The sequence below is a fragment of the Sphingobacterium detergens genome (assembly GCF_003610355.1).
GTDB classification, from domain to species: Bacteria; Bacteroidota; Bacteroidia; order Sphingobacteriales; family Sphingobacteriaceae; genus Sphingobacterium; species Sphingobacterium detergens.
On sequence record NZ_RAPY01000001.1, the window covers coordinates 146,210 to 158,872 of the forward strand.

The 12,663-nt window shown below is 37.0% G+C and carries 10 protein-coding genes; 9 read left to right on the forward strand and 1 reads right to left on the reverse strand.

Annotated features, from left to right (window positions below):
• Positions 1-39 precede the first annotated feature (39 nt).
• Positions 40-510, reverse strand: coding sequence for a DinB family protein (locus DFQ12_RS00675; RefSeq protein WP_120257109.1), 471 nt, complete (start codon positions 508-510; stop codon positions 40-42).
• A 461-nt stretch (positions 511-971) separates the two neighbouring features.
• On the opposite strand from DFQ12_RS00675, the gene DFQ12_RS00680 reads away from it, so the two are divergent.
• From DFQ12_RS00680 to DFQ12_RS00720, 9 genes are all read left to right on the forward strand, one after another.
• Positions 972-2,081 (forward strand): serine hydrolase domain-containing protein, encoded by a 1,110-nt coding sequence (locus DFQ12_RS00680; protein ID WP_120257110.1) that lies wholly within the window; start codon positions 972-974, stop codon positions 2,079-2,081.
• Between the two features lie 179 nt (positions 2,082-2,260).
• A complete protein-coding gene (locus tag DFQ12_RS00685) occupies positions 2,261-2,866 on the forward strand; it encodes a DMP19 family protein (protein ID WP_120257111.1) in 606 nt (201 codons plus the stop codon).
• 331 nt (positions 2,867-3,197) lie between these two features.
• On the forward strand, positions 3,198-4,136 hold the full coding sequence (locus tag DFQ12_RS00690) for an Rpn family recombination-promoting nuclease/putative transposase (RefSeq protein ID WP_120257112.1): 939 nt from the start codon (positions 3,198-3,200) through the stop codon (positions 4,134-4,136).
• Between the two features lie 337 nt (positions 4,137-4,473).
• On the forward strand, positions 4,474-5,115 hold the full coding sequence (locus DFQ12_RS00695; protein WP_120257113.1) for a prealbumin-like fold domain-containing protein: 642 nt from the start codon (positions 4,474-4,476) through the stop codon (positions 5,113-5,115).
• Between the two features lie 56 nt (positions 5,116-5,171).
• On the forward strand, positions 5,172-5,945 hold the full coding sequence (locus DFQ12_RS00700) for a leucine-rich repeat domain-containing protein (protein WP_120257114.1): 774 nt from the start codon (positions 5,172-5,174) through the stop codon (positions 5,943-5,945).
• A 212-nt stretch (positions 5,946-6,157) separates the two neighbouring features.
• Positions 6,158-8,614 carry a hypothetical protein gene (locus DFQ12_RS00705; RefSeq protein WP_120257115.1) on the forward strand — a complete coding sequence of 819 codons (2,457 nt, stop codon included), beginning with the start codon at positions 6,158-6,160 and terminating at the stop codon, positions 8,612-8,614.
• A 468-nt stretch (positions 8,615-9,082) separates the two neighbouring features.
• Positions 9,083-9,604: a hypothetical protein gene (locus DFQ12_RS00710; RefSeq protein ID WP_120257116.1), complete on the forward strand. Its 522-nt coding sequence runs from the start codon at positions 9,083-9,085 to the stop codon at positions 9,602-9,604.
• 228 nt (positions 9,605-9,832) lie between these two features.
• Positions 9,833-11,623, forward strand: coding sequence for a hypothetical protein (locus DFQ12_RS00715; protein ID WP_120257117.1), 1,791 nt, complete (start codon positions 9,833-9,835; stop codon positions 11,621-11,623).
• 265 nt (positions 11,624-11,888) lie between these two features.
• Entirely contained in the window at positions 11,889-12,491 is a 603-nt protein-coding gene (locus tag DFQ12_RS00720; RefSeq protein WP_120257118.1) for a hypothetical protein, read from the forward strand.
• Positions 12,492-12,663 lie beyond the last annotated feature (172 nt).

A 12,663-nucleotide genomic window follows, 5' to 3' on the forward strand; every position in this document is an offset into this window, starting at 1 on the left:
TTTTATGCTAAATGCTAATAGATATGGCATAAATATATCTTATTTAATAAGAAGTTTTAAGTAGTTTAATATTATTCCACTGTGCTCGGCTTCGTGAAAGTTAGCAGCTTGAAGTGCTTGAATGTGATTATTTATAAAGATACCAATCGGTAAGCTAAAGGGTTGGTATTTAACAAATATGCCTGATTCTAGATCTTTACTAAGTTGATTTACGGTATAAAGTAATAAATGTTTTATTTCATCAACGTCTGGAATATTTTTCCAAGTATGTGGGGAAGTTCCAATTTTGAACGCTTCCATAAACTCCTGTGATATGTACATGGGTAATCCACTACGCATATACATATGCCTCTGTTGAGATGTGATACAGTGACCAATTTGCCAAATTATATTATTGTTAAAGTTTTCTGGAATTTTAAATAATATTTTGTTATCAACTGTTTCTATTAATTGTAATAGCCTAGTTCTGCTAGCTTTTAAAATTTCAAATTCAAATAATTCCTTAGTCATATTACTGATTTATAACAAATATAAAGAAAGCAGAATGCTTTTTTTATTAAAAATAAGGTTCCTAACTGCGGCGTACCATACTTTTCGGTATCTCCCGCATACGGCTCACATATAGCTTGTTTTTCTCAGATAATCACAACCATAGCTATACTTTTGCTTTATACATAAAAACAAGAGAATAGGGCAGATCAATAAATTCCCAGAATGTGAGTCAGGGGAGGTCATCTGTTTCGATTAGCGGTCAAATAGGAGTAATAATTTTTATTTTAAAAGATAAATAAAAGGTCTATATTTGGTTGTGAAGACAGGTTCAAACTAACTGTATATTAACCTGTCGCCATGTCATATGTCTGAATTATCCATGGAGACCTATTTAAGTAATATATAGCAGGACTGAGCATGAAAAATCCAGACATTATATTAATTCATTATCGCTTTACAGGTAGTATTCAAAAGAACAGATGAGAAAAGTATTATTATTAAATACACTGTGGATTCCATTGATAGGGTCAGCCCAATTACAGGTAGTTTTTAAAAATAAAGTAGACTCGATTTACGAAAGAAATAAGGATGCCATCGGAATTATTGTACATGTCGAAGCACCGAAGCAAAATATTTCTTGGAGCTATGCAACTGGAATCGCAGATAGCAAAACAAATAAGCCGCTAAATAACCAACAACCTGTTCTGATAGCGAGCAATACCAAGCCTTATGTCGCTGCAGCAATACTGAGATTGGTCGAAAAAGGCAGCTTATCCATCGATCAGCCGATCAAAAATTTATTATCGGAGAGAACGCGTCAATTATTTGAAAAAGATGGGTATCATCTGGACGCAATTACGATAAAGCATTTATTGTCTCATACATCTGGAATTCAGGATTATGTGGACGAAGATTATTTTGAATTCGTAAATCAGCATCCGACATACAAATGGAAAAAAGAGGAGCAAATCGAGAGATCGATTGAAATTGGAGATCCTGAGCCTGTAGGTGAAAAATTTAGTTACGGAGATATAAATTACTTACTCCTAACCGAAATTATTGAGCAAAAAACACATCAGCCATTTTATGCAGCTATTCGGGATTTATTGAAATACAAAGAACTCAATCTAACCAAAACCTGGTTTATTGATTTGGAAAATTATCCTGCCAACACCCTAGCACTTGCTCATCAATATGCAAGTGAGTATAAATGGGATTCGTACGCTATTAATCCTTCCTGGGATTTGTATGGTGGTGGTGGAATTGCCGCGACGGCCAAAGAATCAGCTCTGTTTTTCCAATATCTATTTGATGGAAAAATCATTCAGGACAAACAGATCCTGGAAGCTATGCATACCTACGTTTTGCCTTCAGATCAATCCAAATACTGTTTGGGACTTTATCACTTTGATATGGGATTCAATGCTTACTACCATGGCGGTTGGTGGGGGACTGATGTTATTTATTCTCCGGAATCTGATGCTACAATTACGGTTTTTACGTTACAAAAAAACTTTCAACATATCATTAATCCCGTTATCGGAAAGGAATTTCAAAAGTTATTGATTAATAAAGCAGAGACAGAATAATTTTTTTTCCTGCCTAATACTTATACGGTTACAAACTTTTCGGTAGCTCTCGGATACCACTTACAAACACGATGTTTTCATCAGATAACCTCCGTGGCAACCATACTTTTGCTATACACATAAAAACACAGGAATATGGCAAATCAATGTATATATTTGAGTACTAAAAAGGTTTAAAGATGATAAAATCAATGAGAACACAAATTATTACCATCGGAATTATAATAATAATGATTTTAAATTTGTTTGGCTGTTCTGAACGTACTAAACAAAACAATAATAAGCCATCAATCCAGAATACACTAACCGAGCAAATTATTGATACGACTTCAGATGATTTGTTATTAGACGTCGTTTATGATAATCTCTATCGTAAGTTATCGGCAACACATGATAAAGAATATGAAATTGTCTTGTCTTGGAACAAATCTAGGCAAGCAATATATATGATCAGCCAATTACAAACAGAAGTAAATAATGGAGGTTATAATCAATTTTATTTCAATTCAAGCGGTCAATTTGCTGCCGCACTGCCAGAAGCGTTGAAATTGGTCGGCGCTACTAAATTTGCTGACCTGACCGAGCGAGCAAACCGCACGTTTGAAAAAGAGAAATCGAAAATAACTAAAGATCAGGATGGCACGGTAGAAGGTTTCAGTAAATCCTACGAAAACAATCCGTTGAACAAATTTGACGAGGAATTCTACAAACTTAATGAAACCAAAAACTTACAAAAAATTCAGGTTGACTACATCCGAAAGAACAAGAAAGAGTTTACTGATTAAATCCTAAGTTAGCCCCATGCTGTACAATCCCTTTGAACAAGTCACCAAAAGTTGTTTCCTGAGCGGTCTATCTTTAAACTATTTTACCTCCATATACTGCTAAAAGACAACAATTATAGCGAAGATCTGAAAGATGAAGCAAGTTTAGTTGAATAAGCATTTGCTATATTCCCAAATAACATACAAATGGATGAAAGACTATATGATCGTATTCATCGTAGACATTGTTTTAACAGAAATATAAAATAATATTATTTTTGCTAAAAATATTAGCATAGCTGTATTTGTTTACTTATATTTGTATTGTTAACCAATTTAAAAACAATATATTATGAGTGAATTGAAGCAGTCTAAATATATCGATATCACGACGGATTATGGCTTTAAAAAAGTTTTCGGATCAGATACCAATAAAGATCTTCTGATCGCTTTCTTAAACGAGCTTTTTAGAGGGCGCAAGGTCATTGCTGATTTATATTATAACAAAAATGAGCATGTCGGAGATACAGAGGATGTCGGTACCGTTATTTTTGATCTGACCTGTACGGCAGATAATGGCGAACGGTTTATTATTGAAGTGCAGCGCACGGCGCAAGATAATTTGAAAAAGCGCATGCTTTACTACAGTAGTAAATTGATAGCGGATCAGGCACCCAAAGGCAACCGAAGGGCTTGGAATTATGCAATTAGTGAAGTCTATATTATTGTATTGATGGATGGTTTTACGATGCCTGATGCGGGTGATGAGATGTATTTTTTACACGATATTTGTCTATGTTATCGGGATCACGGTAAAATATTTTACGAGGATCTGGGCTTTATATATGTGGAATTGGTTAACTTTGTTACAGCTGAGGCAGAGTTAGATAATGATTTGGATCGTTGGCTTTATATACTCAAAAACATGTCCTCGCTAAAGGGACTTTCAAAATATCTGCGGAAGCCGATATTTGAAAAGTTATTTCAGTTAGCAGAGTATAGCAAACTAAAACCGGAGGAACGAGAGATGTACAATGCAAGTTTAAGAAATAAATGGGATGCCGAGAGTATCCGAAGTAGTCAGGAAGAGCAATTGAAACGAGCACGCGAAAAAGCAATGGCCGAAGGAAGAGCAGAGGGAGAAGCTGAAGGAGAAGCTAAGGCAAAAGCGGAGGTAATAAAAAACCTTTTGTCTTCGAATAAGTTTTCGAATTCGGAGATTGCCGAATTATCGAACGTCACTGTAGAATTTGTAAATGAGGTCCAGACGGAGATAGCTAAAGGAAAATAAAGCATATAACGATGTAAGGTTTTGCGGCCGCTTGGATACTGTTCAAGCGGCCTTTTTCTTTTTATAGGGTAAGTTTCTCTGCTTTGAAGTTGCGCAATGCTGGTTTGATTTTCATTGACAGGGAAAATCGGCCCCTTTAAAAAGCTAGTATTCCAACTGAATTTCTCCATATAATTTTTTCTCCATCGACTGTGTCGAATCCTCGAGAACCTTGTGTTACCATTTGCTGGAGAACCTCTTGTCGAGTACCTGCGAAAAAGGGGTGTACATGACCATTTTTTGCTCAAAATGACCACTTTAAAAGATCGCTAATATCCTAATTTTGAAAAAAAAGGATATGAAAAGGTTTAAGTTGATACCCGATTTTCAAAACAGACAGAAGCTATCCGTCTGTTTTAAAATAGTTCTTATTTTGTGTTCCTTGTCTAGGGCAACGGCACAGCAAAAAGTGGACTATGTACTTCCTAACGCAGCCTTTAATTCAACGGAAGCTTATACAATGCTTGATGAAGGAAGCAATACCATAACAGGTACTATCTCATTTAAAAAAAGGGGATATGTCAACTATCCAAGCTATCAGTCCAAAGTTTTATTATATCCTGTAACAGCTCATCTTACCGAATTTATTGAACTGAAAAAGAAATACAACAGTAAGAAAAAGCAAGCAGCGATGACAAAAGAAGCGGCCATGGCCCGTATTGAAACAAAGACAATAGATGACAAGGGAAATTTTGTGTTTACCAACCTGAAACCTGGAAAATACTATGTGGTGAGTCTAGTGATATGGGAAAAAGTGCGTGGTAACAAAATTCAATCTGGGCCAGTCATAGCCAACTATAATATGCTCGGAATACAGATGGGGGGAGGTTATGTACCCACAGAAATGCGCTATGAATCAAGAGCCTATGAGGAAGAAGTTGGTGACTACATTGAGGTAGATGCTGATCATAAGCCCAATGTAATCAATATCGCGAAATAAAGCGGGTAATCTCAACGCCTATCACTCTTTATGGAACTAATTAAAAAACTAAACAGATGAAATCAATTGCAATACTTCTCATAAACCTGTCCCTTTACTTGGGCGTTGTTGATTTGAAAGCCCAAAGCATCAACTTTCCGGATGAGCAATTCAAAGCAGCTCTAATTGCCCAGGGGATTGATGCCAACGGAGATGGAAAAATCCAAAAATCAGAACTTACGCAAATTAAAAAGCTTCACGTAAATAATGCCGATATCTCGTCATTAGAGGGTATTAAAAATTTTATCAGTCTTGAAGAGCTTGCATTCCTGAATAACCATTTAACCACTGTTGATCTTGAAGGGATGCAAAATCTTAAATATGTTTATGGAAACAACAATAAGATTAAACGACTCCTATTGAAAGGCTGTACAAACCTGGAGGTGATTTTTATGGATCAAAATGAATTACCTGTCTTGGACCTTTCTGGGCTCGCAGCGTTAAGGGATATACGGATCAATGTAAATAAGCTGGCATCAATTGATCTGAGCAAAAAAACTAAATTGGAGCATGTACAGCTTTTTAAAAATCAGTTGACGACATTCAAAGCCGAGGGATCTCTTGAACTTAAAGAGCTGGACCTTTCTAATAATCAAATAACCGAAATTGATCTGAGGCCTTTTTCCCAGCTTAAAGATGCTGATCTGAATGGTAACCCACTGCAAAAGATCAATGTGACGGGTCTTGCAGCATTGGAAAGACTCTATTTTGAACCACCAATCTTTAGGCCAAGTGCGATTACCCAATTTAATACGAGTGGACTTATAAACTTAAAAGAGTATAAATGGTAAGTCAAACAGAGGCACCGGAGTCGGAAGAATAATAAGTTCTTAAAAATAGTACCGCGTTTAAATAGAGGTTACTGATATTGTACTTAGTGGATTTATTTTTTAATAGCCTCGACTTTTCGGTATCTCCCACATACCGCTTACATAAACCTTATTTTCCTCAGATACCCATCGCAGCAGCCATACTTTTGCTATACACATAAAAACAAAAGAATATGGCAAATCAATTTTTAGTTAAAGAAACTATGGCGGCTATGAAAGCATTATCTGCCGCAGAAATCGATGCACTAGAGATCGGGACTTATGAAGGTGTTCAACTATTGGGCTATCACGAAAAGGGCGATACCCCGGCACCGATTATTTATTATCTAGCTCCAACGACTCCCGATCCCAGAGCAGATGATGGCGGAAGCATAATCTCAGCTGGGACAACAAAGTTGCTGCACACCTTTGATACTGCGATTGATGTACGGTATTTTGGCTTACGTAGTGGTGCGGCCTACATTAATGATCCCCAGCTCGTCAATAATATTTTCATCAATAATGCCGGCAAAAGTATCCTGTTTGATTATAACACAGACTTTACGATGGATATGGGAATTGGCTGGAACGACGGGACAATTAAAGTAGTAAGTAATACCAAGGTTATTATCAACGGGATGATACGGCATCGGCCGAGCACAAATGGCAATGCCAGTATGTTTCTGGTTCGAAACGCCACCAACGTTTCTTTTGAAGGTACGGGAACGCTCATAGGCTATAAACATAAGCGACCTGTGACAGGCCTTACTATTTATTACCAACATTTCAATCGGTTTAATGGTAACTATCAATTGGGGGACTATGTTACCCTAAATTCTTATGGTTATAAAGTAATACAGCTTGGCCGCATGGAGAAGGATCCAAGTGTCACCACGAGTTCAGTAATCGGAGATAAATTTTTACTAGGAATGCCTTCGGGACCATCCGAAGAGAACCAGTTTATGAAGCTAGAGCTTATTGAAGAAAAACTAGGCGAGTGGGGACATGGTATCTATATTTATTCATCAAGTAATGTACATATCAGTGACCTGACTTTACGCGAGTTTTGGGGCGACGGATCGGCTGTGGGCGGTGATGAAGATCAGGGCAACAACAAACCGAGTGAAATGGTTAAATATCATAACGTTCAGTTTATCGACAATAGGAGACAGGGGTTATCCCTGATAAACTGCAGTACGATTGAAGTTGACGATTGTCTATTTTCTCAAACCTACGGGACACTTCCTATGGCAGGGATAGACCTTGAGCCCAATCCAAATAAAGATGGCAAAATTAAGGTCGGAAAGGTTATCGATGTGAAAATTACTAACTCGGTCTTTAGCGATAATTATCAGGCATTGGCGATGTTTAATCCATTTCCGCTAGAAACATCTAGGATTGATCATATTTATCTCGAAAATAATGAAATGCGTGATAATTTGATCAGCAATCTAGGAGTAGCAAGAGCTGGTAATGTTACCGTTACGGGACTTCGATCTTATCCAACAAAAATTGGTAACTACTCAGGAGATGTTTCCGTTTGTGCGGCGTCTTTTCAGATGGACAACTCGTATATCCAATCTGATGCGAGCTATAGTACTGGGCAAACTAATTTACATGTAATCAATCTAAGCAATACTTTTACTGATTTATCTTTAATGAAAAGATTTTGGGTCAACAACACCGAATTGAGAGGATTGAATGGCGTCAAACTAAGCTTTCTTAATATTCCATTTGCTTGTCCGGATCTTGATATCAAGCTTGATCATGTTGCTGTCTACGATGTTGGTGTTTGTACGGTAGCAACAGGAAATACTGTGACCCAGTTGAAGTCTTTGGCCTTTGAAAACTGTTATTTTAGAGGTTATGCGGGATATCTGGGTTCAAAAAACATTGTAATGGAAAAGTTGGATTATATCAATAATACGTTCGATTTGCGATCGAGACCCAATGTTGTTAATGAATCGCTGATCAATGTCCCCGTAGGGTGTCAGCTGGCTAATATCGTCGGAAATACGTTCAACGGATTGGAGCCGATAGCCGAACAGTCAGATAATAGCCTTATTACCATACGGAATACAGGAGCTGGGGTACGGGCCAATATTTTACGTAATATATTTAAGAATATTGGTAAAGTCAATTATCCGATTATTGAGACGCTTGGAGGAAATAGTACACCCACTTTTGTGATTGAATCCAACTCTTTTATCGACTGTTATGTCAATAACTATTTTAGAGTGAATAGGAGCAATCATGGATTTCATTTTATAGTGAATAATGTATTTACACGAGCTTCTGTTGAGGATACGATCAATGCATTGGGTACTACACTTGCAACTGGTTTTAGATTGTTTATCAATATGAATGTATTTCAGTTGGCTCTAAATAAAAATATTGTGGCTCCAGTACTCTATTCGGGCTATGCTATTGCACAGGCCAATACCATTAATCATCTATTCCGGTATAAAAATGAAGATGTATTGGGTAATGCCTCAGATCTAGCGAGAGGTTTGGTCAATCAATCTGCTGTTACTCCCGACAGTGCCGTATTGCCGGGAGCAAGTTATACGCAATCGGAAGTGCAGGGTATATTGACTGAATTGCGGGATTTGAAGACCAAGCTGCGAACAGCAGGTGTCCTGGCGCCCTAGTCAGGTAGTGAGCATAGAAAATGCGGTACTCTAAAAAGTACCGCATTTTGTGTTCAATATTCTTAAAAGAAGTTCAATTTTGGGAATTTAAAGGTAATACAGATGACAAGCTAAAGCCTACCCGTGATAGACTTTCACTTCAATGAGAATTAGTTCTTGAAGAAAAGTGATTGAAAATCAGGAGGGGATATATAGAGACTTCGCTAACGAAAAAATAGATATAAATCCGTTATGGGAAAATTATCCGGATTTCGGAAATTTTGCGCATATTATACAACTTGATGGGGAAATTCAAGTGACTTTATCATAAGGTCTGATGTCAACAAGAGGATACCGAAGTTTATGATAAGTTGTATAAACTATTTTGGGAATTGATTAAGATCAATGTATAACTATTATTTCCATAAATGCTTAATAAATAACCTCATAGTCAGTGGTATATTGTAATAAATATAAAAATAATTAAAAATGAAAAAAACGTTTTTATTCTCTCTTTTGTCATTTTTGGGTTTAAGTTTAACGTATGGACAGCAATTGAAACCTTTATATAGCAAAACTGATACTTTGCCTAGAGTTGTTTACAAAGATCTTAATGAAAGACCTTTGCCTAAGATAGAGATGCGAGGGGAAAATTACTTAGGCGATGCCATGTGGTCCTTAAAATCTGAAGGAGTTAAGTCAGTAGATATTAACAAAGAAAGAGGGGTAGTGATAATTGAATTGACGCTTGAATACAAACCTGTTTTAATGAGTTTGTCAGATATTGTAAAAAAATATACAAATGTAAAATCTGAACGAGTAATATTTAAGATTGATGACCGATTTGTTCAAAATAATCCCAGGGAAGTTCTAATTGATGAAAGTAATATTATGCTGATTTCTGTTTCTCCTATGAAGTTTGTAGGTGACTTAGAAGATCTGTGCATGATAACATTAATCCCTAGGACTGATAAGAATCTTAAAAAGTTTAATGAAATACGCATTCGCTAAGCATATTGAAGTACTTATACAATAAGTCATTATTATAAATGTAATGCTTAAGACAGCTTCCCTCAAATTAAAAGAGGGAAGCTTTTTTACTTAGAGTATCTGCATAGGCTTTAAAAGAATGAAATAGACTTTTCGGTATCTCCCCGATACCGCTTACATATACCTTATTTTCCTCAGATAGCACCCTCGTCAATCATACTTTTGCTATACACATAAAAACAAAAGAATATGGCAAATCAATTTTTAATTAAAGACACGATGGCGGATATGCGCGGCTTATCTGCTTGTGAAATCCTGGCATTACAGAGCGGATGCTGTGCAGGAGTGGAACTATTAGGGTATTATGAGAAAGGAGATACCCCTGCACCCATTATTTACTCACTGAGTACAACTTTATTGGCAGACAACGGCGGGAGTATTGTCGAAACGGGAGGTGTTAAACTGGAACACCAATTTATCGAACATGTCAATGCACTTTATTTCGGTGTCAGTGCCTCACTAACTGATAATGCAGCCAGATTAGCTGTGTTTTTTGACTATCTAAAGGAAAACAAAGCGCTAGAAGGTGTTTTACCTATCGGAACGATCGCCTATAGTCAGACGCTAAACTTTGTTTTCGAAGGTGCCAAACTCAGAGGACAGGGAAAAGGCACCATATTAAAGTTTACTGGATCTGCAGACAATGCTTTTGAGATTGATGCATTTAAAGGCGGTACCGAAACGACCCAGTTTATCAACAATATCACCATCAGTGATATCGTCTTCTCCGGAAATGCCAACACCACCATTACCTTATACCTTAGGGGCATTGCACGGAGTAAGTTCTCCAATGTGTGGGTAGGCGATGGCAAGAATAGTAGTGATGGATATGGCTGGTACCTCGCTTCCGTACAGCTGACACAATTTTTGGGCTGTGGATGTAGCAAGTATCTCACCCCGATGACGAGCGTCCCATATGCAGGTATATTTATCGGATTGGGACAGCGTGGTAGCATCACTGCTGGTAACAGCACTAACAACACGTTTTATCAAAACTATTTTGAAGGTTTGAGCATTGGGGTATTGATGTCCCAAGCTGACGAAAATACCTTTATCGGCGGTAGCTCAGAAGCCAATAGTGTATATGGCATCGTTGTGGGTAAGGATTGTAAAGTAAATACCTTTATTGGTGTAGGACTGGAGGCCAATCCTGTCGATGTTTCCGATAGTTCGAGTTATAGCACCTATACCAATTGCTATTTCGGGAATATCCTGCGTATAGGCAGCAAAGCTAAGCAGATTTCTGTTGTCGGAGCGATGATCGGACGGATTGAAATACAAGATGGTGCACGATATATTGAAATCAAGAATTCCGTTTACAACCGATTTAAAAATGGAGCAAAAGGAATTTTTGATTTAGGGAAGCATACATCCTTTGTTAATGTAGAGGATTTTGACTTAGAAGAATTTATAAAACAAAATATCGAGATCGATGGGACAGTAGCTAGCGATTCATATAAGGTAAAGGAAAAAAATGATATCCTTACGCCAATTAACAGCATTAATCCCGTAGGAGGATTTTCTCCAATTATCGTCAAGGAGGCTGGGCCATTCTGGCCGACCTTAGGTGTAGCATTAGGAGTTGATAGAACAGGAAATTTCGATAATACGAATTCAATCAGCTCTTTTCGGATATATTCTAAATCAAACACCCTGGATGAACTATATTTTACCAAAAAACTTTTTGGTACTGGAGCGGTAACGGATTGGTCGCCCTTGCGTAGGCTTATTCACGACAATAATCTCGCAACCACCACGGTTAAAGGCATTGTCTCACAGTCTGTGGTAGTAGCCAATGTAGTCGCGAGTAACAGTGCAAAATCAGTTCTTAATGATGCTGCTGATTTAACTACTTCCGTAGCCTTGGTGAATGACCTGAAATCCAAATACAATCAGGCCGTCGATTTGATTAACGAGTTGAAGGCTCAGCTAAATACGAAGTTACAGTCAGATCGAGCGAGTGGTCAACAAGCAAGTTAACGATATTGAGCAGCTAGCGATAGGGAATATTCGCAAGGATAACGGATCTAAAAACAAAGTTGAGGAATACGGGTGTCTGGGCAATCGAGTTTCGACTAATTGAGGTAAAAATAATCATGCAGTATTCAGGTAGAATACTGCATGATGCATTCATACTAAAGTTAAGGTAAATATATTGTATATTGATACCATGTAATTACAGAGGGAAAAGTACAAAATATGATGTATTTTTTGATTTAACAAAGTCCTCAAATTATTATTAAGCATGCTGAAAATATTGAACTGCCTTATTGTATTTTTATTCCTCTGTTCTTGCGATGGACGGAATTATATTGATCCTAAGAATACGCAGATTTTGGCTGAACATAAGATGAATTTTCCAAAGGAGTCTACAGTACATTTCCCGCAGCAATTGGGAAGTGAGGTGGATATCATTTATAATGAAGGCATCGAAAATAATAATCTCAATCTATACCTAGTTGAACGCAACGTAAGTGAAAAAGATATCAATAAATTACTTAATAGGTTGATAGATACTAAGTATTATAGAGGGGGAGGTAAAAATCTTTTAATCATCAATAGAAATGAAAAGATCATAGATGGCTTTAGTGAATTTCCGAAGATTGACAGCGCTAATTTACAAGGCGATGTTCCTGTTCCAAATTTTATTAGTTATAAAAATGGGATACCCGCTGATCCTAATTATGAATTTTATATTATCCATACTGACAATAAGGAAAGACAATTTAAAAATGAAATTCTTGGTGAAAATGCATCAATGCCATCTAATTGGAAGCATGGTATTACTTATGGTGTCGCTGTCAATAAATTGGAGAAGAACATAATTTATTGGGTTGCAGTTTGGTAATAACGAGCAATGCTATTAATTCTGAATAATAAGTTGTCATCAAATTAATATGCCAAGCATGTCTACATTGTGCTGGTACTGATCATCAATTTTAGCGTTGTCTTTTTCGTTATCATGATGTAAATTTATTACGCCATAGGCCGTATACCATTTTAATTTACATGAAGACCAT

Excerpts from the sequence above, each read along its gene's own strand:
- DFQ12_RS00675 (WP_120257109.1), bottom strand. The coding sequence starts at position 510 with ATGACTAAGGAATTATTTGAATTTGAAATTTTAAAAGCTAGCAGAACT.
- DFQ12_RS00680 (WP_120257110.1), top strand. The coding sequence starts at position 972 with ATGAGAAAAGTATTATTATTAAATACACTGTGGATTCCATTGATAGGG.
- DFQ12_RS00685 (WP_120257111.1), top strand. The coding sequence starts at position 2,261 with ATGATAAAATCAATGAGAACACAAATTATTACCATCGGAATTATAATA.
- DFQ12_RS00690 (WP_120257112.1), top strand. The coding sequence starts at position 3,198 with ATGAGTGAATTGAAGCAGTCTAAATATATCGATATCACGACGGATTAT.
- DFQ12_RS00695 (WP_120257113.1), top strand. The coding sequence starts at position 4,474 with ATGAAAAGGTTTAAGTTGATACCCGATTTTCAAAACAGACAGAAGCTA.
- DFQ12_RS00700 (WP_120257114.1), top strand. The coding sequence starts at position 5,172 with ATGAAATCAATTGCAATACTTCTCATAAACCTGTCCCTTTACTTGGGC.
- DFQ12_RS00705 (WP_120257115.1), top strand. The coding sequence starts at position 6,158 with ATGGCAAATCAATTTTTAGTTAAAGAAACTATGGCGGCTATGAAAGCA.
- DFQ12_RS00710 (WP_120257116.1), top strand. The coding sequence starts at position 9,083 with ATGAAAAAAACGTTTTTATTCTCTCTTTTGTCATTTTTGGGTTTAAGT.
- DFQ12_RS00715 (WP_120257117.1), top strand. The coding sequence starts at position 9,833 with ATGGCAAATCAATTTTTAATTAAAGACACGATGGCGGATATGCGCGGC.
- DFQ12_RS00720 (WP_120257118.1), top strand. The coding sequence starts at position 11,889 with ATGCTGAAAATATTGAACTGCCTTATTGTATTTTTATTCCTCTGTTCT.